This window comes from Neisseria sp. P0004.S004, from assembly GCF_051963335.1.
Classification (GTDB): domain Bacteria; phylum Pseudomonadota; class Gammaproteobacteria; order Burkholderiales; family Neisseriaceae; genus Neisseria.
This window is the reverse complement of the sequence record NZ_JBQCUK010000002.1, coordinates 194017-218245: the sequence shown is the minus strand read 5'-3', so window position 1 is coordinate 218245 and position 24229 is coordinate 194017. Positions and strand designations below refer to the sequence as shown.

At 49.2% G+C, this 24229-nt stretch carries 26 protein-coding genes and 2 tRNA genes; 18 read left to right on the top strand and 10 right to left on the bottom strand.

What is annotated here, in order from left to right:
* Positions 1–554: 554 nt before the first annotated feature.
* The 14 genes from ACTHRY_RS02495 (at position 555) to nqrM (ending at position 13009) form a co-directional block, all read left to right on the top strand.
* On the top strand, positions 555–1025 hold the full coding sequence (locus tag ACTHRY_RS02495; RefSeq protein ID WP_440374003.1) for a pilin: 471 nt from the start codon (positions 555–557) through the stop codon (positions 1023–1025).
* A 95-nt stretch (positions 1026–1120) separates the two neighbouring features.
* Positions 1121–1594 (top strand): pilin, encoded by a 474-nt coding sequence (locus tag ACTHRY_RS02490; RefSeq protein ID WP_440374002.1) that lies wholly within the window; start codon positions 1121–1123, stop codon positions 1592–1594.
* Positions 1595–1999: 405 nt separating this feature from the next.
* Entirely contained in the window at positions 2000–2482 is a 483-nt protein-coding gene (locus ACTHRY_RS02485; protein ID WP_003684427.1) for an Lrp/AsnC family transcriptional regulator, read from the top strand.
* Between the two features lie 117 nt (positions 2483–2599).
* Positions 2600–3196 carry a DUF1415 domain-containing protein gene (locus ACTHRY_RS02480; protein WP_440374001.1) on the top strand — a complete coding sequence of 199 codons (597 nt, stop codon included), beginning with the start codon at positions 2600–2602 and terminating at the stop codon, positions 3194–3196.
* Positions 3197–3209: 13 nt separating this feature from the next.
* On the top strand, positions 3210–3569 hold the full coding sequence (locus ACTHRY_RS02475) for a YbaN family protein (RefSeq protein WP_070850165.1): 360 nt from the start codon (positions 3210–3212) through the stop codon (positions 3567–3569).
* Positions 3570–4010: 441 nt separating this feature from the next.
* Complete coding sequence (locus tag ACTHRY_RS02470; RefSeq protein ID WP_440374000.1) at positions 4011–5429, top strand: sodium:proton antiporter; 1419 nt, start codon at positions 4011–4013, stop codon at positions 5427–5429.
* 336 nt (positions 5430–5765) lie between these two features.
* Complete coding sequence (locus ACTHRY_RS02465) at positions 5766–7109, top strand: Na(+)-translocating NADH-quinone reductase subunit A (protein WP_440373999.1); 1344 nt, start codon at positions 5766–5768, stop codon at positions 7107–7109.
* A gap of 2 nt (positions 7110–7111) precedes the next feature.
* Complete coding sequence (locus ACTHRY_RS02460; protein ID WP_440373998.1) at positions 7112–8344, top strand: NADH:ubiquinone reductase (Na(+)-transporting) subunit B; 1233 nt, start codon at positions 7112–7114, stop codon at positions 8342–8344.
* Entirely contained in the window at positions 8337–9113 is a 777-nt protein-coding gene (locus ACTHRY_RS02455) for a Na(+)-translocating NADH-quinone reductase subunit C (protein ID WP_003748805.1), read from the top strand. Before ACTHRY_RS02460 ends, ACTHRY_RS02455 begins: the two co-directional genes overlap by 8 nt.
* Positions 9113–9739 (top strand): NADH:ubiquinone reductase (Na(+)-transporting) subunit D, encoded by a 627-nt coding sequence (locus ACTHRY_RS02450; protein WP_036493003.1) that lies wholly within the window; start codon positions 9113–9115, stop codon positions 9737–9739. The genes ACTHRY_RS02455 and ACTHRY_RS02450 overlap by 1 nt, the downstream gene beginning before the upstream one ends.
* A 3-nt stretch (positions 9740–9742) precedes the next feature.
* Positions 9743–10336, top strand: a complete 594-nt coding sequence (gene nqrE / locus ACTHRY_RS02445) for an NADH:ubiquinone reductase (Na(+)-transporting) subunit E (protein ID WP_003684365.1) — start codon at positions 9743–9745, stop codon at positions 10334–10336.
* 13 nt (positions 10337–10349) lie between these two features.
* Positions 10350–11567, top strand: coding sequence for an NADH:ubiquinone reductase (Na(+)-transporting) subunit F (gene nqrF, locus ACTHRY_RS02440; protein WP_003748808.1), 1218 nt, complete (start codon positions 10350–10352; stop codon positions 11565–11567).
* 132 nt (positions 11568–11699) lie between these two features.
* Positions 11700–12770, top strand: a complete 1071-nt coding sequence (locus tag ACTHRY_RS02435; protein ID WP_003748810.1) for an FAD:protein FMN transferase — start codon at positions 11700–11702, stop codon at positions 12768–12770.
* A gap of 17 nt (positions 12771–12787) precedes the next feature.
* Positions 12788–13009, top strand: a complete 222-nt coding sequence (gene nqrM / locus ACTHRY_RS02430; protein WP_070814910.1) for a (Na+)-NQR maturation NqrM — start codon at positions 12788–12790, stop codon at positions 13007–13009.
* A 227-nt stretch (positions 13010–13236) separates the two neighbouring features.
* On the opposite strand, the gene rpmG is transcribed toward nqrM, so the two are convergent.
* The 6 genes from rpmG to ACTHRY_RS02400 form a co-directional block, all read right to left on the bottom strand.
* Positions 13237–13392, bottom strand: a complete 156-nt coding sequence (gene rpmG / locus ACTHRY_RS02425; protein WP_003684373.1) for a 50S ribosomal protein L33 — start codon at positions 13390–13392, stop codon at positions 13237–13239.
* Positions 13393–13422: 30 nt separating this feature from the next.
* On the bottom strand, positions 13423–13656 hold the full coding sequence (gene rpmB, locus ACTHRY_RS02420; protein ID WP_002216391.1) for a 50S ribosomal protein L28: 234 nt from the start codon (positions 13654–13656) through the stop codon (positions 13423–13425).
* Positions 13657–13906: 250 nt separating this feature from the next.
* Entirely contained in the window at positions 13907–15235 is a 1329-nt protein-coding gene (gene brnQ / locus ACTHRY_RS02415) for a branched-chain amino acid transport system II carrier protein (protein WP_440373997.1), read from the bottom strand.
* Positions 15232–16143, bottom strand: coding sequence for a segregation and condensation protein A (locus ACTHRY_RS02410; protein WP_101755840.1), 912 nt, complete (start codon positions 16141–16143; stop codon positions 15232–15234). Before ACTHRY_RS02410 ends, brnQ begins: the two co-directional genes overlap by 4 nt.
* A gap of 91 nt (positions 16144–16234) precedes the next feature.
* Entirely contained in the window at positions 16235–16702 is a 468-nt protein-coding gene (locus ACTHRY_RS02405) for a hypothetical protein (protein ID WP_049323890.1), read from the bottom strand.
* A gap of 10 nt (positions 16703–16712) precedes the next feature.
* Positions 16713–17489 carry a tRNA threonylcarbamoyladenosine dehydratase gene (locus ACTHRY_RS02400; RefSeq protein ID WP_049323889.1) on the bottom strand — a complete coding sequence of 259 codons (777 nt, stop codon included), beginning with the start codon at positions 17487–17489 and terminating at the stop codon, positions 16713–16715.
* 186 nt (positions 17490–17675) lie between these two features.
* Here ACTHRY_RS02400 and ACTHRY_RS02395 point away from each other — a divergent pair, with 186 nt between their 5' ends.
* Positions 17676–18140, top strand: coding sequence for a universal stress protein (locus ACTHRY_RS02395; protein ID WP_003748822.1), 465 nt, complete (start codon positions 17676–17678; stop codon positions 18138–18140).
* Between the two features lie 78 nt (positions 18141–18218).
* Here ACTHRY_RS02395 and hemL read toward each other — a convergent pair whose 3' ends face one another.
* Positions 18219–19502: a glutamate-1-semialdehyde 2,1-aminomutase gene (gene hemL, locus ACTHRY_RS02390; RefSeq protein WP_049323888.1), complete on the bottom strand. Its 1284-nt coding sequence runs from the start codon at positions 19500–19502 to the stop codon at positions 18219–18221.
* A gap of 198 nt (positions 19503–19700) precedes the next feature.
* Between hemL and ACTHRY_RS02385 the strand changes: the two genes are divergently transcribed.
* From ACTHRY_RS02385 to ACTHRY_RS02375, 3 genes are all read left to right on the top strand, one after another.
* Positions 19701–20096, top strand: coding sequence for a hypothetical protein (locus ACTHRY_RS02385; RefSeq protein WP_049323887.1), 396 nt, complete (start codon positions 19701–19703; stop codon positions 20094–20096).
* Positions 20097–20167: 71 nt separating this feature from the next.
* Positions 20168–21490, top strand: a complete 1323-nt coding sequence (gene miaB / locus ACTHRY_RS02380) for a tRNA (N6-isopentenyl adenosine(37)-C2)-methylthiotransferase MiaB (protein ID WP_004519557.1) — start codon at positions 20168–20170, stop codon at positions 21488–21490.
* Positions 21491–21719: 229 nt separating this feature from the next.
* The gene (locus tag ACTHRY_RS02375; RefSeq protein WP_049323886.1) at positions 21720–23030 is read left to right on the top strand and encodes an NCS2 family permease; all 1311 of its coding nucleotides are present in this window, start codon (positions 21720–21722) and stop codon (positions 23028–23030) included.
* Positions 23031–23113: 83 nt separating this feature from the next.
* Here the strand turns inward: ACTHRY_RS02375 and ACTHRY_RS02370 are convergent, their stop codons facing one another.
* The 3 genes from ACTHRY_RS02370 to ACTHRY_RS02360 all read right to left on the bottom strand — a co-directional run bounded on the left by ACTHRY_RS02370 (position 23114) and on the right by ACTHRY_RS02360 (position 24229).
* Entirely contained in the window at positions 23114–23671 is a 558-nt protein-coding gene (locus ACTHRY_RS02370) for a hypothetical protein (RefSeq protein ID WP_003748832.1), read from the bottom strand.
* A 394-nt stretch (positions 23672–24065) separates the two neighbouring features.
* A tRNA-Glu gene (locus ACTHRY_RS02365) sits at positions 24066–24140 on the bottom strand.
* Between the two features lie 12 nt (positions 24141–24152).
* Positions 24153–24229: transfer RNA gene (locus ACTHRY_RS02360), tRNA-Arg, on the bottom strand.

Here is a 24229-nt window from a genome sequence, read left to right as displayed (position 1 = left end):
CCTCCTTCAAAACCATTTCCCCATCAATATTCACACAAAATACATACCCAAAATAAAACCCATAAAAAACAAAAGAATAAAATCACAAAAAATCAAACCGACCGATTAAGCCATAAAAACACCGCCCGTCTAAACCAATTAACATATTATTGAATTAAACTAAAATTCTGACAAAAAACGTCACACACCCAAACTTGTCTCCCTTCCCTGTCACAAAAAACACAAAACTGACAAAAAACGTCAACCGCCCTATTTCCCTAAAATCCTGAAACTTTCAAACAAAACCTCACAAAACTTAAAAATTGAAAAATAAACCCAATAAAAACAACAAATAAAAAATAAAAAATAAAATTTTCAGCCCATTTTCCACACTTGGCACACCGACTGCTTGAAACAACACGTCCGGTAAGGCCCAAGCCTCAAAGCAGCAAGCCCGACGGAAGCTGTATATTCCTTCTTACTTTATGGTTTACTCATAATACAAAGTGCCAAGCACATTACGGACTTTTTACTTAAACATAATTATTCACACTTTCAAACTGGAGTTTTAATCAATGAAAGCAATCCAAAAAGGTTTCACCCTGATCGAATTGATGATCGTCATCGCCATCTTGGGCATCTTGGCCGTAATCGCTCTGCCTGCATACCAAGATTACACCATCCGCGCTAAGATTTCAGAAGGTTTAAGCTTAGCCGAACCTGCTAAATTGGCAGTAGCAGAAACTTCTGCGGCTTTAGGTGGCTTGAACCAGATTACTGCTACTAATACTGGTTATACTTTCCCTGCAGGTGGTACTAAATACGTTTCAAGCATCGCTATTGAAGCAAATACCGGTAAAATTACAGTAACAACTAAAGATACTGGTGCTTCTACCAATCCAGTGTTTACATTAACTCCGAATCAAGCTAACTCTGAATCTCCTATTACTTGGGAGTGTAACTTTACTGGTGGTGAAGCTAAACACGTTCCAGCTAACTGTCGCACCGCTCCTACTGCTGCAACCCCGGCTCAACCTGCTCCATAAGCTAACTTCACATATATTCTGAGAAAAGCAAATCCCATAAAGCAATTATGGGATTTGCTTTATAAAAATAAAAAACTTGAAAACGATACACTCAAATGAATACCCCATTTCAAGCCCAAAAAGGTTTTACCCTGATTGAGCTGATGATAGTTATCGCCATCCTCGGTATTCTGGTTATTGTTGCCGTGCCTACCTACCAAAACTATATCGGCAGGGCGCAAGCCTCCGAAGCACTTTACCTTGCCGACGACCTGAAAACCGAAATCAGCATTGCCTCAGCGGTAAATAACCGCCTACCCAATGCAGAGGATGTCAGCAAACAAGGTGCAATCGGCGTTACCGCTCAACGCATCGGCGGCACATACATCCAAAACGGTGGCGTAACTGTAGAAGCAGATACAGGCAAAATCAGTATTCCTTTCGATAAAGGCCAAAACAAAGGCAAAGTCCTGACCCTGACCCCTTATCGAATTAACAATGACTCGACTTGGTTGCTTAACTGGCAATGCGGCGGAACGCTGGATCCGATGATGATCCCCGCCATGTGCCGTGATAATTCAAACGGATAACAACCAAGCCCATACCCTACAAGAAAACACAAAAATACATTGCGAAGAAAACACCCCAAACAAAGCCAAATACAAACGCGGAAAACGAATCAAAGCAAAAGAAACCAAACTCTCCAAAACAAGGTCATTAAGAGCCTGAATCATCACATTACGAGAATAAATGCCGTCTGAAATCCATTTTCAGACGGCCTCTTTATATTTAATCCTAATCCGACAGGAAAGTTTTAACCTGATTGGTTCAGACGGCCCTCGTCTTTTCACCACTACATAAAACAAATTCGCAACACTCCTGATAAGACAATTTGTCGCCCATCTGAACTCAATATATAATTTGACCATACAAGTCTTTATTTTTAAGCATTTTTCATTTTTAAAACATACATTGCCTACATTGGGAGAAACATCATGCCTCATCTGAATTTAGATAAAACGGATTTAAAGATTCTGCAGGTTTTGCAGGAAAACGGGCGGTTGAGCAATGTAGAGCTTTCTGAAAAAGTAGCGCTCTCCCCTTCTCCCTGCCTGCGCCGTCTCAAGCAGCTTGAAGATGCGGGCATTATTCAAAAATACGCCGCCCAGCTTTCCCCTGTCTCTTTGGGCTTGGGTTTGCAGGCTTTTATCCGTGTATCGATTAGCAAGGCAAAAGATGCGCGCGAGGATTTTTCCGAATCTGTCCGCGCTTGGCCGGAAGTATTGAGCTGCTTTGCGTTAACGGGTGAAACCGACTATCTGCTCCATGCCTTTTTTACCGATATGAACGCGTTTTCCCATTTTGTTTTGGATACGCTGCTTTCGCACCACGGCGTGCAAGATGCGCAATCGAGTTTTGTGTTGAAAGAAATTAAAAACACGACCGCTCTGCCTTTGGTTCATTTGGTTCAGGATTAATGATTTGAAACTGATGAAGGCCGTCTGTTGTTCAGACGGCCTTTTAAATTTCTATGGTTTGCCTTAAAGACCATACACTTGTATACTTTTTAAGAATAATTCACATAAGCTTTTACCATGACTGACACCGCCCATCTCGATACCAATACTGTTTCAGAACATACCAAACAATGGTTGGAAAAAGCCGTTATCGGGCTGAATCTCTGCCCGTTTGCCAAAGCGCCGCACGTTAAAAACCTGGTTCGCATCGTTGTCAGCGAAGCCCGTCATTTGGACGGTTTTCTTGAAGACTTGGATCGTGAATTGCAGCTTTTGGGCAATACGCCTGCTTCGGAATTGGAAACCACTTTGCTGGTTCATCCGACGCTGTTCCCTGATTTTGAAACCTTCAACCAAATGTTGGAAATCGCCGATGATGCCGTTGTAGAAAACGAATTGGAAGGCATTGTCCAAATTGCACCGTTCCATCCTGATTTTCAATTTGAAGGCACAGAAGCCGACGACATCAGCAACTACACCAACCGCTCGCCCTACCCGACTTTGCACCTGATTCGTGAAGACAGTATTGCCAAAGCGGCTGAAGCGTTTCCCGATGCCTCGGCAATTTTTGACCGCAATATTGCGCTGCTGGAAAAAATGGGGCATGAGGGCTGGGATAAGTTGGATATTCCGCGTTGTCCATTCCCGCATCACAAGCCGTCTGAAAACAACTAATTGGTGATGGAAGATGATTCGTCATCTATTGATTTTTTGCGGTGCATTGTCGCTTATCTTGGGTATTATCGGCATTTTCCTGCCATTTCTGCCAACCACGCCTTTCATTTTATTGACCGCTACTTGCTGGGCACAGGCTTCGCCGCGCTTTCACAATTGGCTCTATCATCACCGCTATTTCGGCCCAATCATACAAAACTGGGAAAACAACGGCGCCGTGCCGCGCAAGGCAAAGTTTTTCGCTATCGGCATGATGACCTTTTCTTGCCTGTTGATGTTTTGGCGGTTTCCGGAACGCTGGTGGATTGGTGTCATATCGTCAATTTGTTGCAGCTGCGTGGCCGTGTGGATGTGGCTGCGGCCGGAAGCATAAAATAAAGCAGGTGGGCATTTTCGCTCACCTGTTTTTGTTTTTACACCCGATTTATCTGTCAAAACAATCAGTAACACCTAAAACACCCTATTCAACCCTCATTTTTTCAGACGGCCTTTATTTATTCAATCAAATGTAAATTTTAGCTAAAATTAATCTAAATTGTTTTTCTGATAGGATTATTATTGATAATTCAAACCCCTGTTTCAAAACCACTTTTCTACTACTTTCGACTACTTCCCTCCCTTTTATTTCTTTATTTGTATCAACATTTCTTTTGATTCCAACACTCTAAACCGTCCCTTAACACTTACTTTGCGTTATACTTTCCCCTGACACAACCGCGCAGTTCGTCTGGATATTTCAGACGGCCTGAATATTTCACCGCCGTACTTTCTCAACAAAGTTCCTAACGGCGCAACAGAATAAAAAGGAAATACTATGCGCTACCTCTCGTTTTTACTGCTGCTTGCCGCCTTCCCGGCAGCGGCATCCGATTTTGACGGCTCGTCCGCCAGCCTGCTTTGGGGTCTGCCGTTTGCCCTGATTCTCTTGTCTATCGCACTCGGGCCTCTGTTTTTCTCCCATACTTGGCACCACCACTTTGGCAAAATTACAGCGTTTTGGACGCTGCTGTTTTTAACTCCATTCATCGTAACCTTTGGTTTCGGAGCCGGCGTCCATACCGTTGCCCATGCGTTGGTTGAAGAATATATCCCCTTTATCCTGCTGCTTTTAGCGCTCTATACCATTTCAGGCGGTATTTTTGTCAGCGGCGATTTGCACGGCTCGCCTAAATTGAACACAACCCTGTTGGCAGTCGGCACGGCTTTGTCTTCCATCATGGGGACAACAGGCGCGGCGATGTTGATGATTCGTCCACTTTTGAAAGCCAACCATAAACGCCACTACCGCGTTCACATCGTGATTTTCTTCATTTTCTTGGTAGCGAATATCGGCGGCGGTCTGACTCCTTTAGGCGATCCTCCGCTGTTCTTAGGATTCCTGAAAGGCGTAGATTTCATGTGGACGGTTAAACACATGCTGATGCCTGTATTGATTAGTTCTGTGATTTTACTGGCCGTTTTCTACATCATCGACAGCCGACACTTCAACCGCGAACAAAGCGAACACCTTGCTCCCGCTCCTTCCGATAAAGAAGAAAAAGTCAAAATTTACGGCAAATGGAATTTCCTGTTGCTGGCAGGCGTGGTCGGCGCGGTCTTGCTGTCCGGTTTGTGGAAACCAAATCATCCGGGCTTTGAAATCTTGGGCAGCCATTATGCCTTGCAAAACCTGATGCGCGATGGCATTTTGCTGGCTCTGACCGCCGTATCTTGGATTATTACGCCCAAACAAGTACGCGCAGGCAATGAGTTCAACTTCGAGCCGATTGCCGAAGTAGGCAAACTGTTTTTGGGTATCTTCATTACCATTTCGCCCGTCTTGGCGATTTTGAAAGCCGGTGAAACAGGCGCACTGGGCGCTGTCGTTTCTCTGGTTCACGACGCGGCAGGCAATCCGATTAATGTGATGTATTTTTGGATGAGCGGCATTTTGTCGGCATTCTTGGATAACGCGCCGACTTATTTGGTGTTCTTCAATATGGCCGGTGGCGATGCCCAAGCCTTGATGACAGGCCACCTGTTCCATTCGCTGCTGGCAGTATCCATGGGTTCCGTATTTATGGGCGCGCTCACTTATATCGGTAATGCACCGAACTTCATGGTCAAAGCCATTGCCGAACAACGCGGCGTACCGATGCCTTCCTTCTTCGGCTATATGGCATGGTCGGTGATTGTATTGATACCGCTGTTTGCCCTGCATACGATGATTTTCTTCGTTTGGCAGCTCTTTTAAACTTAAGGCCGTCTGAAATTCAGACGGCCTTTTATTTTCTAACAAGCCAGCAAACATAGTTCTTAAATATCAATCAGTTGAAATCTTTCCGCTTTAACATTCCATTACATATTCCTACTTTTTTCCCACTTTTCCCGTAAAAATAAGCGTAAAACTGACATAAAACGGCCTATACCTGATAAAATCTAAAGCTTTGTTGTTTGCGTTTATTCGTTGTTTTTATAGCAAACCTCTGCTTTTTTCAGACGGCCCATCCTTTGTTTCAAAGCATTACATGCCGTCTGAAAAAACAATCCGACATCCGAATCTCAACCCACCAAAAAGTAACGCATCCTTATGATTAAGATAAAAAAAGGCTTAGACCTGCTCATCGCGGGCAGACCGGAGCAAGTCATTTATGACGGCCCGGCCATCACCGAAGTCGCGTTGCTTGGCGAAGAATATGTCGGCATGCGCCCCTCGATGAAAATCAAGGAAGGCGAAGCCGTCAAAAAAGGCCAAGTGCTGTTTGAAGACAAAAAGAATCCGGGCGTAGTATTTACCGCGCCGGCTTCAGGCAAAATCGCCGCAATTCACCGTGGCGAAAAGCGCGTACTTCAGTCAGTCGTGATTGCCGTTGAAGGCAACGACGAAATCGAGTTCGAATGCTACGCACCTGAAGCGTTGGCAAAATTGAGCAACGAAGAAGTGCGCCGCAATCTGATTCAATCCGGTTTGTGGACTGCGCTGCGTACCCGTCCGTTCAGCAAAATCCCTGCCGTCGATGCCGAGCCGTTCGCCATCTTCGTCAATGCGATGGACACCAATCCGCTGGCTGCCGATCCTACGGTCATCATCAAAGAAGCCGCCGAAGACTTCAAACACGGCCTGTTGGTATTGAGCCGCCTGACCGAGCGTAAAATCCATGTGTGCAAAGCAGCAGGCTCAGACGTGCCGTCTGAAAACGCTGCCAACATCGAAACACATGAATTCGGCGGCCCTCATCCTGCCGGTTTGAGCGGTACGCACATTCATTTCATCGAGCCAGTCGGCGCGAATAAAACCGTTTGGACCATCAATTATCAAGACGTGATTGCCATTGGCCGTTTGTTTACCACAGGCCGTCTGAACAGCGAGCGTGTGATTGCCTTAGGTGGTTCCCAAGTCAACAAACCGCGCCTTTTGCGTACTGTTTTGGGCGCAAAAGTATCGCAAATTACCGCCGGCGAATTGGTTGACGCAGACAACCGCGTGATTTCCGGCTCGGTATTAAACGGCGCGATTGCGCAAGGCGCGCACGATTACCTCGGTCGCTACCACAATCAGATTTCCGTTATCGAAGAAGGCCGCAACAAAGAGCTGTTCGGCTGGGTTGCGCCGCAGCCGGACAAATACTCCATCACGCGCACAACCCTCGGTCATTTCCTGAAAAACAAACTCTTTAAGTTCAACACAGCCGTCAACGGCGGCGACCGCGCCATGGTTCCCATCGGTACTTACGAACGCGTGATGCCCTTGGACATCCTGCCTACCCTGCTTTTGCGCGATTTAATCGTCGGCGATACCGACAGCGCGCAGGCTTTGGGTTGCTTGGAATTGGACGAAGAAGACCTCGCTTTGTGCAGCTTCGTCTGCCCGGGTAAATATGAATACGGCCCGCTGTTGCGCAAGGTGCTGGAAACCATTGAGAAGGAAGGCTGATTATGGGCTTGAAACATTTTCTTGAAAAAATCGAACCGCACTTCCTGCCGGGCGGCAAACATGAAAAATGGTATGCCCTCTACGAAGCTGCGGCGACGATTTTCTATACATCCGGCGCGGTAACGCGCAAAGCGGCCCACGTCCGCGACGCGCTCGACTCCAAGCGCATGATGATTTTGGTGTGGCTGGCTTTGTTCCCTGCCATGTTCTACGGTATGTACAACGTCGGCGTACAAGCATTCGGCGCGTTAACGCCTGATTTGCTGCAACAAAATATCGCCAACGACTGGCATTACGCCCTTGCCAACGCTTTGGGCATCAATATGTCGTCTGAAGCGGGCGTATTGGGCAAAATGCTGTTCGGCGCGATCTACTTCCTGCCGATTTACGCGACCGTATTTATCGTCGGCGGCTTCTGGGAAGTTTTGTTCGCCACCGTGCGCAAACACGAAATCAACGAAGGTTTCTTCGTGACTTCAATTCTGTTTGCTTTGATCGTTCCGCCTACGCTGCCGCTGTGGCAGGCTGCCTTGGGTATTACCTTCGGCGTGGTGGTTGCGAAAGAGGTATTCGGCGGTACGGGTAAAAACTTTATGAACCCTGCGCTGGCAGGCCGTGCCTTCTTGTTCTTCGCCTATCCTGCCAATATTACCGGCGACACCGTTTGGACGGCGGTTGACGGCTATTCCGGCGCAACCGCGCTGGCTCAATGGGCGGCACACGGTGCAGACGGCCTGCAAAATGCCGTTACCGGTAAATCCATCACTTGGATGGATGCGTTTATTGGTAATCTGCCCGGTTCTATCGGCGAAGTATCTACTTTGGCGCTTTTAATCGGCGGCACGTTTATCGTGTTTGCCCGCATCGCTTCTTGGCGCATTATTGCCGGCGTGATGATCGGTATGATTGCCATGTCTTCGCTGTTTAACTTCATCGGTTCGGACACCAATCCGATGTTCAGCATGCCTTGGTATTGGCATCTGGTTGTCGGCGGCTTTGCCATCGGTATGCTGTTTATGGCGACCGACCCTGTTTCCGCTTCCTTTACCAATGTCGGCAAATGGTGGTACGGCGCGCTGATTGGTGTGATGTGCGTATTGATCCGCGTGGTCAACCCTGCTTACCCCGAAGGCATGATGTTGGCGATTCTGTTTGCCAACCTGTTTGCCCCGATTTTCGACTATTTCGTCGCACAAGCGAACATCAAACGCAGAAAGGCGCGCAGCAATGGCTAAGAAATTCGATAAAGACAGCTTCAGCGGCACGCTGATTGTGGTATTGGTTGTCAGCCTGATTTGTTCCATCATCGTTGCCGGTGCGGTCGTCGGCTTGAAACCCATCCAAGAGAAACAAAAACTCCAAGACAAACAAGGCTATATCTTGAGCGTAGCCGGTTTGATGGATAAAAACACCGACATCAGCAAAACCTTTGCCGAGCGTATCGAGCAACGCGTTGTCGATTTGGCAACAGGCGAATACGTGAAAGATGCGCCGAAAGACTTCAGCGCGCGCATCGCAGGCAAAGACCCTGCCCAAAGCATCCAAATCAAACCCGAAGACGATTTGGCCGGCATCAAAAGCCGTGCCAAATACACCGAGGTTTATCTGGTCAAAGGCGATGACGGCAAAGTCAGCCAAATCATCCTGCCTATGCACGGTAACGGTTTGTGGTCTGTTATGTACGGCTTTGTCGCCATCCAACCCGACGGCAACACCATCAACGGCATCACTTACTACGACCAAGGCGAAACCCCGGGCTTGGGCGGCGAAATCGGCAATCCGTTGTGGCAACAAAAATTCGTCGGCAAAAAACTGTTTGACGAACAAGGCAAACTCGCCCTGCATGTCGGCAAAGGCGCAAGTTCGGACAAAGAACACGGCGTAGATGCCCTCTCCGGCGCATCGCTGACATCTAAAGGCGTGCAAGGTTCGTTCGCCTACTGGTTCGGCGAAAACGGCTATATCCCCTACCTGAACAAATTGAAATCAGCAGGAGCACAATAATGGCTGACATGAAACGCTTGAAATATTTGATGTTTTCACCCTTTATCGACAACAACCCGATTGCCTTGCAGGTTTTGGGTATTTGTTCGGCTTTGGCGGTTACCACCAAGCTTCAGACGGCCATCGTGATGGGTATTTCCGTGAGTTTGGTAACTGGTTTTTCCAGCTTTTTCATCTCATTGGTACGCAACTACATCCCCAACAGCATCCGTATTATTGTGCAAATGGCGATTGTTGCCTCTTTGGTAACGCTGGTTGACCAACTACTTCAGGCTTTTGCCTATGAGCTGTCCAAACAGCTCTCCGTATTTGTCGGCCTGATTATTACCAACTGTATCGTGATGGGCCGTGCCGAAGCATTCGCCATGAAAGAGCCGCCGCTGGAAAGCTTGGTTGACGGTATCGGCAACGGCGCAGGTTACGGCATGATGTTGATCATCATCGCGACCATCCGCGAACTGATCGGCTCTGGCAAGCTCTTTGGCTACACCATTTTCCAAACCGTACAAGATGGCGGCTGGTATCAAACCAACGGCTTGTTCCTGCTTGCTCCCAGCGCGTTCTTCATCATCGGTTTCTTGGTATGGGGTCTGCGCACTTGGAAACCTGAACAGGCGGAGAAATAACACATGGAACATTACTTAAGCCTCTTTGTAAAATCCGTCTTTCTGGAAAACATGGCACTGTCTTTCTTCTTGGGGATGTGTACGTTTTTGGCGGTATCCAAAAAAGTATCCACCGCATTCGGTTTGGGCGTTGCCGTCACTTTCGTACTCGGCCTGTCCGTCCCTGCCAACCAACTTGTTTACTCGCTACTGAAAGACGGCGCACTGGTTGAAGGCGTGGATTTGACCTTCCTGAAATTCATCACCTTCATCGGCGTGATTGCCGCTTTGGTGCAGATTTTGGAAATGTTCTTGGACAAATTCGTCCCTGCCCTCTACAACGCATTGGGTATCTACCTGCCTCTGATTACCGTAAACTGCGCGATTTTCGGTGCCGTATCGTTTATGGCGCAACGCGAATACAACTTCGGCGAGTCCGTTGTATACGGTTTCGGCGCAGGCTTGGGCTGGCTTTTGGCTATTGTCGCTTTGGCGGGCATTACCGAAAAAATGAAATATTCGGATGTCCCTAAAGGCCTCAAAGGCTTGGGCATTACCTTTATCGCCGCCGGCCTGATGGCAATGGCGTTTATGTCGTTCTCCGGCATCCAGTTATAAGAAAGGAATCGGCATGGAGATTATTTTAGGTATCGTGATGTTTACCGTCATCGTCTTGGTTTTGGCACTGATGATTCTGTTTGCCAAATCCAAGTTGGTGAGCGAAGGCGACATCACCATCAAAGTCAATAACGAAAAAGAGCTGACGATGCCTGCCGGCGGCAAACTGCTGGGTGCGCTTGCCAGCCAAGGTATTTTCGTTCCTTCCGCCTGTGGCGGCGGCGGCTCATGCGGACAATGCCGCGTTGTCGTGAAAAGCGGCGGCGGCGACATTCTGCCGACCGAGTTGTCCCACATCAGCAAACGCGAAGCGCGCGAAGGCTGCCGTCTGTCTTGTCAGGTCAACGTCAAAACCGACATGGACATCGAAGTACCGGAAGAAGTGTTCGGCGTAAAAAAATGGGAATGTACTGTCATCTCCAATGACAACAAAGCCACGTTCATTAAAGAACTCAAACTTGCCATTCCCGAAGGCGAAGAAGTTCCCTTCCGCGCCGGTGGCTACATCCAAATTGAAGCTCCGCCGCACACCGTTGCCTACAAAGACTTCGATATTCCTAAGGAATACCACGAAGACTGGGACAAATACAATCTGTGGCAATACGTTTCCAAAGTGGACGAGCCGATTTTGCGTGCCTACTCTATGGCTTCATATCCAGAAGAAAAAGGCATCATCATGCTGAACGTGCGTATCGCCACACCGCCTCCACGCGTACCCGATGCGCCTCCGGGACAAATGTCTTCTTACATCTGGTCGCTTAAACCCGGTGATAAAGTAACCATCTCCGGTCCGTTTGGCGAATTCTTTGCCAAAGATACCGATGCCGAAATGGTATTTATCGGCGGCGGTGCAGGTATGGCGCCGATGCGCTCCCACATTTTCGACCAGCTGAAACGTTTGAACTCCAAACGTAAGATTACCTTCTGGTATGGTGCCCGTTCTAAACGCGAGATGTTCTATGTCGAAGACTTCGACCAACTCGCGGCAGAGTACCCGAACTTCACATGGCACGTCGCCCTGTCCGACCCATTACCTGAAGACAACTGGGACGGTTACACAGGATTCATCCACAACGTGGTTTACGAAAACCACCTGAAAAACCACGAAGCACCGGAAGACTGCGAATTCTACATGTGCGGCCCTCCAATCATGAACCAGTCCGTGATCAAAATGCTCAAAGACTTGGGCGTGGAAGACGAAAACATCCTTTTAGACGATTTCGGCGGCTAACCAACAAAAAGGAAGAAACTTCGGTTTCTTCCTTTTTTATTGCCAGGCCGTCTGAAAATCATACTTTCAGACGGCCTGAACCTTTCTTTTACGATACAATAAAGGCTTCAAAAAATAATCCGCAAATCCCTTATGCCGTTTCTTTCTAATTCGTTTTACCGTCCGATAATCGGTTGCACCGTTGCCATCTTTTCCGCATTTACACTCTCTGCCTGCCAACCTGAAAAACAACAACAAACCATCACCCTGCAAGGCGAGACCATGGGCACGACTTATACCGTCAAATACCTTTCAGACGGCCAAGACAAACTCCCCTCCCCTGCCGAAATACAAAAACGTATTGATGACGCGCTTAAAGAAGTCAATCGGCAAATGTCTACCTACCAGACCGACTCCGAAATCAGCCAATTCAACCAGCTGCGCACCGTCAATCAGGCCATGCCCATTTCCCAAGACTTTGCCTATGTAACCGGCGAAGCCTTGCGTTTAAACAAACTGACGCACGGCGCACTGGACGTAACCGTCGGCCCTTTGGTCAACCTTTGGGGATTCGGCCCGCAAAAAGAAATCACGCACGAACCGACTGCACAAGAAATCCAACATGCTTCAGAAATGGTCGGTACGGACAAACTCAAACTTTCCCAAGATGGCCAGCATCCCACACTTGCCAAAACCCATCCCGAAGTTTATTTAGACCTATCCTCCATCGCCAAAGGCTTTGGTGTAGATAAAACCGCCGCCGAACTTGAAAAACTCAATATCGGCAATTATTTGGTTGAAATCGGCGGCGAGTTGCATGGCAAAGGCCGCAATGCGCAAGGCAATCCTTGGCGTATCGGCATCGAGCAACCCAATATCGTTCAAGGCGGCGCAACCCAAATCACCATTCCATTGGATAATAAATCACTGGCCACATCCGGCGACTACCGCATTTTCCATGTCGATAAGTCAGGCCGTCGCCTTTCCCATATCATCAACCCTAAAACCAAACAACCCATCAGCCACAACCTCGCCTCCATCAGCGTAGTAGCAGAAAACGCCACACTTGCAGACGGCCTTTCCACCGGATTGTTCGTCCTCGGAGAAACCGAAGCGCTTAAACTTGCCGAGCAAGAAAATCTCGCCGTTTTCCTTATCATCCGAACCCCGCAAGGCGGCTACCATACTAAAATGTCCAGCGCATTCAAAAAATTATTAAACTAACCTTCAGGAATACACACATGAAAACCCTCCTTCTGACTTTCGGCATCTTTATCATTGTCATCCTCGGCATGGCAGTCGGCTATATTTTCTCCAAACGCACCATCAAAGGCAGCTGCGGCGGCATTTCCTCTCTCGGCATGAAGAAAATGTGCGATTGCGACACGCCATGCGATACTTTGCAAAAAGAGCTGGATAAAAAACAACATTCCGACAATCAAAGCATCAAGGTCGATCATTAAGTCTTTGTTGAATGTTTATTCATAACTCAAGGCTGTTTATCCCCCATCAGGCCGTCTGAAAAACAAAAGAGCGTGATTCCAATGGATACACGCTCTTTTGTTTTGCCTCTTCCAAAGCAATCCAAAAATATCTTGCATACACATTTGAAACAAGCCCTCCAAAACCAATCATGAAACAAAAAGAAAAGCTCCTGCAAAACAGGAGCTTTTTCTTGGAAGAAACCGGATTATTTCAATTTAGTTTCTTTGTAAATAACGTGTTTACGGGCTACTGGGTCAAATTTTTTGATTTCCAGTTTGCCAGGCATAGTACGTTTGTTTTTAGTAGTTGTGTAGAAGTGACCAGTACCAGCGCTGGACTCCAGTTTGATTTTATCGCGCATTGCAGTAATCCTTAATTAATGGTGTTTAAATTAAGCTTCGCCGCGAGCACGCAAATCAGCCAATACGACATCAATGCCTACTTTATCGATGGTGCGCAATGCAGCGTTAGAAACGCGCAGGCGAACCCAGCGGTTTTCACTTTCTACCCAGAAACGACGTGATTGCAAGTTAGGCAAAAAACGACGTTTGGTTTTGTTGTTGGCGTGTGATACGTTATTGCCAGACATCGGGCGCTTACCGGTCACTTTGCAAACTCGTGCCATGGTTAGTCTCCAAACTTCTAAAATAGTAAAACGCGATTTATACCACGAAATCCGCCTTCAGTTCAAGTCGTTTACTGAAAAAACGGGATTTGTGGAAATAAACCTTCTCAATATGTTGCATCTGCGAAACGGTATCTCGCAAAGCCTTAACTTTTCAATTATAACGGATTTCTTCAAAAAAATCATCTGTCGTTTGCGCGGTCGGCGAAATAAACAGGCCGTCTGAACATTTCAGACGGCCTGTTTGTCATCATGCTTTTTTCTTCAACGCCGCATTCAAAATGCAGCCGAGTATAAAACAGGCTAAAGAAGGAACAACCCACCCTAAACCGATATTGTAAAACGGCAATGCGCGCTCGATGGCGGCAGCGGTGTCGGCATCCAATCCAAACGCGGCCTTATAGGCATCGAGCAAACCGACCATAAGGGCCGCCATCATGGTGCAAAAATAGACAATACGGCCGCCGCCAAACAGTTTATCCGTCAAAGCTAGCAGAATGATGACGATAGTCAGCGGATACAACAGCATCAGCATTGGGATGGAAAAATGCAAAATCGCTGAAAGGCCTTTATTGGCCAACAGGATAGACACCACCGTATTCAGTATTACAAAGACTTTATAAGAAATACCCGGGCAAAGACGGTTGAAATATTCGGCGCATGAAGTAATCAAGCCAACCGCCGTACTCAGACAAGCCAGCAGCACCATGACGCCAAGCAACACAATACCGGCCGTACCGAAATAGTGCTGTGCGGTTTTAGACAAAACCGACGCGCCGTTTTCCTGCAAGCCGATACCGGCCACGCCTGTCGCGCCCATATAACCGATAAACAGGTAAACCACTGCCAGGCAGGAAGCCGCCAACACACCGGAAATCGTCGTGGTCTTCAGCAAATCCGCGCGGTTGTCCACGCTCATGGCGCGAACGGCATCGATGACGATAATGGCAAACACCAGCGAAGCCAGCGCGTCCATGGTGCCGTAGCCTTCCAAGATGCCTTTGACCAACGGATGCGCGGCAAAATCGCCTTGTGCCGCCTGTGGCACGCCCATCGGGTTAATAGCGGCATAGCCGACCAATATTGCAATTGCCAGTAACAAAACGGGCGTAAGGATTTTACCGATACGGTCAACCAGCTTACCCGGAGAAATCGATAGCCAATAAGTCATGCCGAAAAACACCAGGCTGAATACGGCCAATGCGATGCTTTTCCAAGATTCATCAATGAAAGGAGAGATGGCGGTTTCAAAAGATACCGTTGCCGTACGCGGCATGGCAAATAGAGGGCCGATTGCCAGATAAAGCGCGGCGGCAAAAGTCACGCCGTACCAAGGCGCAACACGGGAAGCCAGCGCTTCCACATCGCGCGAGCCGGAATAGCCGACGGCAATCACGCCCAGCAGTGGCAACCCCGCCCCGGTCAACAAAAAGCCGAACATTGCCGAAAGCCAGTTTTCGCCTGCCTGCTGCCCCAAATAAGCCGGGTAAATTAAGTTACCCGCGCCGAAAAACAGCGCAAACAGCATCAAACCCACCGCCCATAAAGAGGCCTTGCTGCGACTTGTCGTCGAATTCATCTTAAATTCTCTTTTTCCAAATACCCGTTATCAGCTTCATCGGTTTCATCGATTTCAAGGCCGTCTGAAAGCATTTCGGCTTCGTTTGTTTCCAAACCGTCTTTCAGGCTGATTTCGATTTCGCCATAATTTTCAGGCTGTACGATACGCACCAAGCCTTCTTTGGCCAATTCCAGCAATGCAATAAAATTGACCACCACATATGTCGCGCCCTGCTCCGGCTTAAACAAATCACTAAACTTGCTGATACCGCTTTCGTTCAAACGACGCAAAATCGCCGTCATCTGCGCGCGCACGGAAATGGTTTCCCGCACCACTTCATGACTGCGCGTATGCTTGGCACGCGACAAAATACCCAACCAAGCCTGCGTCAAATCGGCAACGTACACTTCCGGCAACTTCGCTTCGACCGCAATTTCCAGCGGCAAATACGCCCAAGCAAAATCACGTCCGGCGCGCGGCAATGCGTCCAAGCCCTGAGCCGCCAGCTTCATCTGTTCGTAAGCCAACAGACGGCGCACCAACTCGGCACGCGGATCCGCCTCTTCATCCTCAACTTCTTCGGGACGCGGCAACAGCAGGCGCGATTTAATTTCAATCAACATCGCCGCCATCAGCAGGTATTCTGCCGCCAAATCAAACTGATATGCTTCCATTTGAGCAATATAGTGCAGATACTGCTCGGTAATCTTCACCATCGGAATATCAAGGACATCGATATTCTGCTTGCGGATAAGGTACAGCAGCAAATCCAACGGCCCTTGGAAGCTGCTCAATACCACCTTCAACGCATCAGGCGGAATAAACAAATCCTGCGGCACATCGGTAACAGGCTGACCGAACACCCACGCAACGGTATGTTCAGACGGCGTTGCGGCAGTGGAAGAAATAAGGTGTTCTGAAGGCATGGTTAAAGGGTCTTTTTCTTTTTAAGTTTAGTAAGAAGTTTCATCAACAAAAGGCCGTCTGAAACGAGGACAACCCGTTTTTAATATAAAATCAGCGGTTTTTACGATTGATTTGCAAAGAAACAATGGCGACGGCAAAGGTCTGCGCCAAGGCCATACCCAACAGCGGCAGGCCGGCGAAAACCGTACCCGTCAGTACCGAACTGATATCTCGGGACAACACAAAACCATCCCTCGCAAGCATCGCCACTATCAAAGCCAACAGCAGCAAACTTTCGCAGCCGACCAAAAGCCAAATCATTTTAACCGAACGGCGTTTGCGCCATTTCATGATCCCGGCGTGCAACAGGCTGAATATCATGACGGACAGAAACGGATAAAGAAAAGCGGTGAATGGACGGGTATAACCGCTTTGCACACACAAATAATCGCCGGGCAACGTATTGCATTCCATCACATCGAGAAACATCGGATCGACGGCATACATCAACACACCGAACCATACCGCATAAATCAGGCTGGCGATAAAGTAGGCTTTAAAAAATCGGCTCTTACCCATTCCCTACCCCTCACTTCCGCCCCGCGATATGCTCCACCGCCGCCTGCGCACAATACAGCCCAAACGAAGCCGTCACCAGCATACTCGCGCCGTAGCCCGCGCAGGACAAACCTTGCGGCGCGGCATCGGCCGAACACACTTCGCCGGATTGCGGCGGCGTAATATTCTCTGTTGAATAAACGCAAGGCACGCGCATTTTTTCTTTGGTATCGCGGCTGAAGCCGTAGCGTTTGCGCAAGGTATAGCGCAAATTGGAAAGCAGCGGATCGTGGGTAACGCGGCTCAAATCGGCGGTTTGGATCAAAGCCGGATTTTTCTGTCCGCCCGCGCCGCCACTGATGATAAACGGTTGTTTATGTTGCACGAAATATGCCGCCATCGCCGCTTTGACACGGATTTGGTCGATGGCGTCGATGACGAAGTCAAAAGGCCGTCTGAAAAGCTCGTCCAGATTGTCTTCGGTCACAAAATCTTCAATTTCCGTCACTTCGCATTGCGGATTGATTTGAGCAATGCGTTCGCGCAAAGCGGTAACTTTTGCCTTACCGAAATCATCGGTCAAGGCGTGCAACTGGCGGTTGACATTGGATTCGGCAACATTGTCCAAATCAATCAGCGTTAAACGACCGATGCCGCTCCTCGCCAATGCCTCCACCGCCCACGAGCCGACGCCGCCGACGCCGACCACGCACACATGCGCGCGCGAAAAGCGCACCAGCGCTTCGTCTCCGTAAAGTCTGGCAATGCCGCCAAAGCGGCGCGAAGAAAGAAAAGCGGCGTCCTGCATAAGTAACCTTGTGATATATCAATAAATTAATGAAAAACGCGACAGGCGATTCGGACAGACATTATACTTGAAAGCAGATGGGCTGTTGTACCTGCCCGAAAGAGTTTATAATCGTTTCACATTCAGACAAGTTCTGATTTCATATTAAACGAAAGTGCCGCTACTCGGCGCAAAAGGAGAATGAATATGTACAAACATCTGGTTGTAGCCGTTGACGGTAGCGAGACCTCCCTCAATGCATTGAAACACGCCGCCGAACTGGCAAGCCTCAACAAAGCCCAACTGACTTTGGTTCACGTTGCCAACCCTGCCGAATACATGGCTTTGGCGCCTGAATTCCTGCAACACGAAAGCTACGAAGCCGCCGCCGTTGCCCAAGGTAACGAAGTTTTGGATTTCGCAGAAAAAACAGCGCGTGAAAACGGCGTTGAAAACATCGTGAAACACCTGTTGGTCGCCAACAAAGGCGCGCGCGAAATGGCTCAAGACTTGGTTGACTACGCCGACGAAAATGGCGCCGACCTACTGGTACTCGGCACACACGGCCGCACCGGCCTGATGCACCTGCTGATGGGCAGCTTCGCCGAAACCGTTATGCGCCAAAGCCACCTGCCTCTGCTGATTATCCGCAGCAAAGCCGAAGAAGCATAATCAAGCATTGATTTAAAATAGCGAAAGGCCGTCTGAATATTTTTCAGACGGCCTTTTTTCACATGACAGCTTTAACTTTTATTTCGCCATTTCTTTGAACACTTCGTGTGCCGCAACAATGGTTTCGTCAATCAGCTCAGGCGTATGCGCGGCGGAAACAAAGCCGGCTTCATAAGCGGACGGGCCGAAGGCAACATTGCGGTCGAGCATACCGTGGAAGAAATATTTGAAACCTTCAATATTGGAACGCGCCATATCAGCGTAGTTTTGCGGTGCATGGTTGGCAAAATACAGACCGAACATGCCGCCCACGCTGTCGGCCGTAAATTCAACGCCGTGCGCTTTGGCCGCATCGGCCATACCGTTGGCAAGGCGTTGAGTCAGGGCAGTCAGGTTTTCATAGAAGCCTTCGCGCTGAATGATTTCCAACGTTTTCAAACCAGCTGCAACCGCAATCGGATTGCCGGACAATGTACCTGCCTGATACACACCGCCTAAGGGGGAAATGCATTCCATAATGTCTTTACGGCCGCCGAACGCCGCCAAAGGCATGCCGCCGCCGATTACTTTGCCCATGGTGGTCAAATCGGGTTTGATGCCGTGCAAAGATTGCGCGCCGCCCAGCGCCACGCGGAAGCCGGTCATCACTTCGTCGTAAATCAATACGGCACCGTGTTTTTCAGTCAATTCGCGCAAGGCTTTGACAAAGGCTTCAGACGGCCTAACCAGATTCATATTGCCGACAAAAGGCTCCAAAATCACACAGGCAATGTCATTGCCGCTTTGAGCAAAGGCTTCTTCCAGTTGGGCGATATTGTTGTATTCGAGTACCAAAGTGTGTTTGGTAAAATCGGCAGGCACACCGGCGGAAGAAGGATTGCCAAACGTCAGCAGACCGCTGCCTGCTTTCACCAACAGGCTGTCGGAATGACCGTGGTAGCAGCCTTCAAACTTGATGATTTTGTCACGGCCGGTAAAACCGCGTGCCAGACGGATGGCGGTCATCGTTGCTTCCGTGCCGGAGCTGACAAGGCGCAGCTGCTCGACCGACGGCATGATTTTGGCGATTTCTTCGGCAATGACAATTTCGCCTTCAGTCGGCGCACCAAACGACAAACCGCCCAATGCCGCCTCGCGCACAGCTTCAATGACTTCAGGATGGGCATGGCCGACAATCGCAGGGCCCCAAGAGCCGACATAGTCGGTATAACGCGTGCCGTTTTCGTCCCAAACATACGCACCTTCTGCCTTTTTGATAAAACGCGGTACGCCGCCGACGCTGCCGAATGCGCGCACAGGAGAGTTTACGCCGCCGGGAATAATGGCTTTGGCGCGGTTGAACAAGCTTTCATTACGGTTCATGGTCAATTCTTTCGTAAGAGGTCGTCTGAAAATCAAATTGATGCCATTTTAACACTAAATCCTTTTCAGACGGCCCAAGCTTCAAAATAAGAATCGGGCGCAAAATCAAAATTATTCTTTAAAAACAAACACTCTATCCACATTTTTCCTGCTTGTGCTATAATCCGCGACCTATTGAAACAATAAAAGAAAAGCATCATGTTACGCGGATTCATACTCAGCCTCGCCCTTTTGGCGTCCTCCCTCGTCCATGCACAACGCAGCCTGCCCGACGATATGGACGTGGCCGTTTTAAAAACTGTCGATCTGCCTTATCTGAAAGTCAGCAAAGGCGGTTTTTCTTGGACGCGCCTACTGACCTTGGGCATTGTGGACGGCAATGCGGCCAAACTGCAAATCACCCGCTTCACCAAAATCCACGATGAAAACGACCGTTTCATTCCTATGGGCCGCCTGCTGAATCAAACCGGCAAAGCCGTCGCGTTCAAATACAACGAAGAGAGCCGCCTCGTCCGCGAAATCTGGATTCTGACCGACGCCGAGGCCGACAGGTTTGCCGCACACGCCAAAGTGCAAAAACAGGCGGAAGAATAACTTTCAGACGGCCCGGGTATTCACAGGCCGTCTGAACCCTTTTACAACAAGCAAATCAATCAAAACAAACCATGAAAAAAGTATTTATCCGCACCTTCGGGTGCCAAATGAACGAGTACGACAGCGAAAAAATGCTGTCCGTCCTCGCCGAAGAACACGGCGGCATCGAGCAGGTTACCCAACCTGACGACGCCGACATCATCTTGTTCAACACCTGCTCCGTGCGTGAAAAAGCGCAAGAGAAAGTCTTCTCCGACTTAGGCCGTGTACGCCCACTCAAAGAGAAAAACCCAAACGTAATCATCGGCGTTGCCGGCTGCGTTGCCTCGCAAGAAGGCGAAAACATCGTCAAACGCGCTCCGTATGTGGACGTGGTTTTCGGCCCGCAAACGCTGCACCGTCTGCCTAAACTCATCGTCGATAAAGAAACTACCGGCCTGTCTCAAATCGACATTTCCTTCCCCGAAATCGAGAAATTCGACCACCTGCCGCCTGCGCGCGTAGAAGGCGGCTCGGCATTCATTTCCATTATGGAAGGCTGTTCCAAATACTGCTCTTACTGCGTCGTCCCTTACACCCGCGGCGAAGAATTCTCCCGCCCGCTCAACGACGTATTGACCGAGATTGCCGGTTTGGCACAACAAGGCGTTAAAGAAATCAACCTCTTAGGTCAGAACGTCAATGCCTATCGCGGCGAAATGGAAAATGGCGAAATCTGCGACTTTGCCACTTTGTTGCGCATCGTCCACGAAATCCCCGGTATCGAACGCCTGCGCTTTACCACCAGCCATCCGCGCGAATTTACCGACGCGATTATCGAGTGCTACCGCGACCTGCCCAAGCTGGTTTCCCACCTGCACCTGCCGATTCAAAGCGGTTCCGACCGCGTATTGAGCGCGATGAAACGCGGTTACACCGCCTTGGAATACAAATCCATCATCCGCAAGCTACGTGCCATCCGTCCTGATTTGTGCCTCAGCTCCGACTTTATCGTCGGCTTCCCGGGCGAGACCGAGCGCGAGTTCGAGCAAACCTTGAAACTGGTCAAAGACATCGCCTTTGACTTGAGCTTCGTCTTTATTTACAGTCCGCGCCCCGGTACGCCTGCCGCCAACCTACACGACGATACGCCGCACGAAGAAAAAGTACGCCGCCTCGAAGCTTTGAACGAAGTCATCGAAGCCGAAACCGCGCGCATCAACCAAACCATGGTAGGCACGGTTCAACGCTGCTTGGTCGAAGGCATCTCCAAAAAAGACCCCGACCAACTGCAAGCCCGTACCGCCAACAACCGCGTGGTCAACTTTACCGGCACACCCGACATGATCAACCAAATGATCGATTTGGAAATCACCGAAGCCTACACCTTCTCCCTGAAAGGCAAACCGGTATAAGCACACGCAAACAAAGGCCGTCTGAAACTGTTCAGACGGCCTTTATCTTGGTTCGGCACGGCATTATCTGATTCATGTATTTTTATTACCCGAACAAAAGGCTTTTCAGTATAATACCGCCCGAAAATTCCCTTATCTGTTGAGAAGTTAAGGCCAAAAACCAAACTTTTTGCAGACCAATCCGACGATGCCGTCCCGCAGGCGGCTTTCCCAAAAGGAATATTTTTAAATGAGTTCTTCAAATCAAAGCGTTTTGGAACGATTGTTCAACCTGAGTGCCAATCAGACCAACGTCCGCACTGAAATCATGGCCGGTTTGACCACCTTCCTCGCCATGTGCTACATCATCATCGTCAACCCCCTGATTTTGGGCGAAACCGGCATGGATATGGGCGCAGTATTTGTGGCCACCTGTATCGCCTCCGCCATCGGCTGTTTCGTGATGGGCTTTGTCGGCAACTACCCGATCGCCCTCGCGCCGGGCATGGGTTTGAACGCCTACTTTACCTTTGCCGTCGTCAAAGGCATGGGCGTGGACTGGCGTGTGGCTTTGGGTGCCGTTTTCATTTCCGGCATCATTTTCATCCTGTTCAGCTTCTTTAAAGTGCGTGAAATGCTGGTCAACGCCCTGCCTATGGGCTTGAAAATGTCGATTGCCGCAGGTATCGGCCTCTTCTTGGCATTGATTGCGCTCAAAGGCGCGGGCGTGATTGTGGCCAATCCTGCCACATTGGTCGGCTTGGGCGACATCCACCAACCTACCGCCCTGCTGGCGATGGCAGGCTTTGTCATGGTGGTTGCACTCGGCCACTTCCGCGTCAAAGGCTCCATCATCATTACCATTCTGATGCTGACCGCCATCTCCACCGTCTTGGGCTTGAGCGAGTTCAAAGGCGTGGTCGGCGAAGTCCCAAGCATTGCGCCGACTTTCATGCAGATGGACTTCAAAGGCTTGTTTACCGTCAGCATGGTCAGCGTGATTTTTGTATTCTTCCTGGTTGACCTGTTTGACTCTACCGGCACCTTGGTCGGCGTTTCCCACCGCGCAGGCCTGTTGCAAGACGGCAAACTGCCGCGTTTGAAACGCGCCCTGCTTGCCGACTCAACCGCCATCGTCGCCGGCGCCGCCTTGGGTACGTCTTCTACCACCCCTTACGTTGAAAGCGCGGCAGGTGTTTCTGCCGGCGGCCGCACCGGCCTGACTGCCGTTACCGTCGGCGTCCTGATGCTGGCCTGTCTGATTTTCTCGCCGCTGGTTCAAAGCATTCCTGCATTCGCTACCGCTCCCGCCCTGCTCTATGTTGGCGCGCAAATGTTGCGCAGCGCGCGCGAAATCGATTGGGACGACATGACCGAAGCCGCACCGGCATTCCTGACCATCGTCTTCATGCCGTTTACCTACTCGATTGCCGACGGTATTGCGTTCGGCTTTATCAGCTACGCACTCATCAAACTCTTGTGCAACCGCACCCAAGACGTACCGCCTATGGTATGGATTGTCGCCGTATTGTGGGCATTGAAATTCTGGTTCTTGGGTTAAACCACCCCAAAAAAACAGGCCGTCTGAAAAGTTTTCAGACGGCCTGTTTTATTTTGCCCAGCGTTTAAAGCTGTCGGCAAAGATTATTTTTTCACTTTTTTAGCGGCTGGTTTAGCGGCAGCTTTCGCGCCTTTGTCCAATACGCAGAAACGGGTAGCGATTTGGTCAACCACTTCTTGTTTGCCGTTTACTTCGGTAGTACCGCGGATAGTCAGCATGTTGCCGTCAACTTTGTCCACGTTGGCTGCAGTAGCTGCTTCAGCAATCCAAGCAACGTTGCCGCCCCAGAATGCGTTTACATCTTTGCTGCTGTCAGTGATACGGAACAGGTTTTCAGTGACTTGGCCTTTGTATTTTACTTGGGCGGCAACAACTTCGTTGCCTTTGAAGCCGTACATGACGCTCAGAGGCTCTTTGCCGTCTTTACCGCATTTGTAGTGAACTTCTTTAGTACCGTCGATAGAGTCTACTTTCAAAGTATTAGGTACTGGAGCTTGAGCTTGTTGAGCCTGAGCTTGAGTTTGTTGTTGCGCAGTAGGCGCAGCTTTGGCTTCAGGTTTGGCTTTAGAACCGCTGCTACATGCAGTCAGGGCAACAGCCGCCAAAACGGCAGGAACGATTAATTTAACATTCATATTCATAATTGACTCCCAAATGGTTTCAATAAAAAACCGGCAAACGCCGGCTGACATTTACACATTAACAGAGATATTCCGTCTTGTCTTTATTTCAGACGGCATTTTTTAAGAAAAGTTCAAATAAATATTTTTATTTTCTAAAATCAAGAAATTATGAATATGAAATCATGTAAATTCAGGTTTGGGAATTTTTAAGATGAATACTCTTGTCAATAAATCGGGTTTTGACAATAGTAAAATAAGATTGAAAAACGCATAGAAATGACAAAAAGTCTGGGCAATTGATTTTACACACTTCTGTCTCTTGAGTTGCTAAGCGTTTCAGACGGCCCTAGAACACAAACAGTAAATGCAATAAAAAAACGCAATCTGAAACAGATTGCGTTTTTTTGAAAACTGGCACGCCCACGGGGAATCGAACCCCGGTTACCGCCGTGAAAGGGCGATGTCCTAACCGCTAGACGATGGGCGCGGATAAATCTTGTGGCGCACCCGGAGCGATTCGAACGCCCGACCCTCTGGTTCGTAGCCAGATACTCTATCCAACTGAGCTACGGGTGC

What these genes read in the sequence shown, in the direction of transcription:
- hemL (WP_049323888.1), bottom strand. Translation starts at nt 19,502, where the DNA reads ATGAACCGTAATGAAAGCTTGTTCAACCGCGCCAAAGCCATTATTCCC.
- miaB (WP_004519557.1), top strand. Translation starts at nt 20,168, where the DNA reads ATGAAAAAAGTATTTATCCGCACCTTCGGGTGCCAAATGAACGAGTAC.
- ACTHRY_RS02485 (WP_003684427.1), top strand. Translation starts at nt 2,000, where the DNA reads ATGCCTCATCTGAATTTAGATAAAACGGATTTAAAGATTCTGCAGGTT.
- ACTHRY_RS02395 (WP_003748822.1), top strand. Translation starts at nt 17,676, where the DNA reads ATGTACAAACATCTGGTTGTAGCCGTTGACGGTAGCGAGACCTCCCTC.
- ACTHRY_RS02475 (WP_070850165.1), top strand. Translation starts at nt 3,210, where the DNA reads ATGATTCGTCATCTATTGATTTTTTGCGGTGCATTGTCGCTTATCTTG.
- ACTHRY_RS02495 (WP_440374003.1), top strand. Translation starts at nt 555, where the DNA reads ATGAAAGCAATCCAAAAAGGTTTCACCCTGATCGAATTGATGATCGTC.
- ACTHRY_RS02375 (WP_049323886.1), top strand. Translation starts at nt 21,720, where the DNA reads ATGAGTTCTTCAAATCAAAGCGTTTTGGAACGATTGTTCAACCTGAGT.
- ACTHRY_RS02460 (WP_440373998.1), top strand. Translation starts at nt 7,112, where the DNA reads ATGGGCTTGAAACATTTTCTTGAAAAAATCGAACCGCACTTCCTGCCG.
- ACTHRY_RS02405 (WP_049323890.1), bottom strand. Translation starts at nt 16,702, where the DNA reads ATGGGTAAGAGCCGATTTTTTAAAGCCTACTTTATCGCCAGCCTGATT.
- ACTHRY_RS02400 (WP_049323889.1), bottom strand. Translation starts at nt 17,489, where the DNA reads ATGCAGGACGCCGCTTTTCTTTCTTCGCGCCGCTTTGGCGGCATTGCC.
- nqrE (WP_003684365.1), top strand. Translation starts at nt 9,743, where the DNA reads ATGGAACATTACTTAAGCCTCTTTGTAAAATCCGTCTTTCTGGAAAAC.
- nqrF (WP_003748808.1), top strand. Translation starts at nt 10,350, where the DNA reads ATGGAGATTATTTTAGGTATCGTGATGTTTACCGTCATCGTCTTGGTT.
- ACTHRY_RS02435 (WP_003748810.1), top strand. Translation starts at nt 11,700, where the DNA reads ATGCCGTTTCTTTCTAATTCGTTTTACCGTCCGATAATCGGTTGCACC.
- brnQ (WP_440373997.1), bottom strand. Translation starts at nt 15,235, where the DNA reads ATGAATTCGACGACAAGTCGCAGCAAGGCCTCTTTATGGGCGGTGGGT.
- ACTHRY_RS02370 (WP_003748832.1), bottom strand. Translation starts at nt 23,671, where the DNA reads ATGAATATGAATGTTAAATTAATCGTTCCTGCCGTTTTGGCGGCTGTT.
- ACTHRY_RS02490 (WP_440374002.1), top strand. Translation starts at nt 1,121, where the DNA reads ATGAATACCCCATTTCAAGCCCAAAAAGGTTTTACCCTGATTGAGCTG.
- ACTHRY_RS02455 (WP_003748805.1), top strand. Translation starts at nt 8,337, where the DNA reads ATGGCTAAGAAATTCGATAAAGACAGCTTCAGCGGCACGCTGATTGTG.
- ACTHRY_RS02465 (WP_440373999.1), top strand. Translation starts at nt 5,766, where the DNA reads ATGATTAAGATAAAAAAAGGCTTAGACCTGCTCATCGCGGGCAGACCG.
- ACTHRY_RS02450 (WP_036493003.1), top strand. Translation starts at nt 9,113, where the DNA reads ATGGCTGACATGAAACGCTTGAAATATTTGATGTTTTCACCCTTTATC.
- rpmB (WP_002216391.1), bottom strand. Translation starts at nt 13,656, where the DNA reads ATGGCACGAGTTTGCAAAGTGACCGGTAAGCGCCCGATGTCTGGCAAT.
- nqrM (WP_070814910.1), top strand. Translation starts at nt 12,788, where the DNA reads ATGAAAACCCTCCTTCTGACTTTCGGCATCTTTATCATTGTCATCCTC.
- ACTHRY_RS02480 (WP_440374001.1), top strand. Translation starts at nt 2,600, where the DNA reads ATGACTGACACCGCCCATCTCGATACCAATACTGTTTCAGAACATACC.
- ACTHRY_RS02470 (WP_440374000.1), top strand. Translation starts at nt 4,011, where the DNA reads ATGCGCTACCTCTCGTTTTTACTGCTGCTTGCCGCCTTCCCGGCAGCG.
- rpmG (WP_003684373.1), bottom strand. Translation starts at nt 13,392, where the DNA reads ATGCGCGATAAAATCAAACTGGAGTCCAGCGCTGGTACTGGTCACTTC.
- ACTHRY_RS02410 (WP_101755840.1), bottom strand. Translation starts at nt 16,143, where the DNA reads ATGCCTTCAGAACACCTTATTTCTTCCACTGCCGCAACGCCGTCTGAA.
- ACTHRY_RS02385 (WP_049323887.1), top strand. Translation starts at nt 19,701, where the DNA reads ATGTTACGCGGATTCATACTCAGCCTCGCCCTTTTGGCGTCCTCCCTC.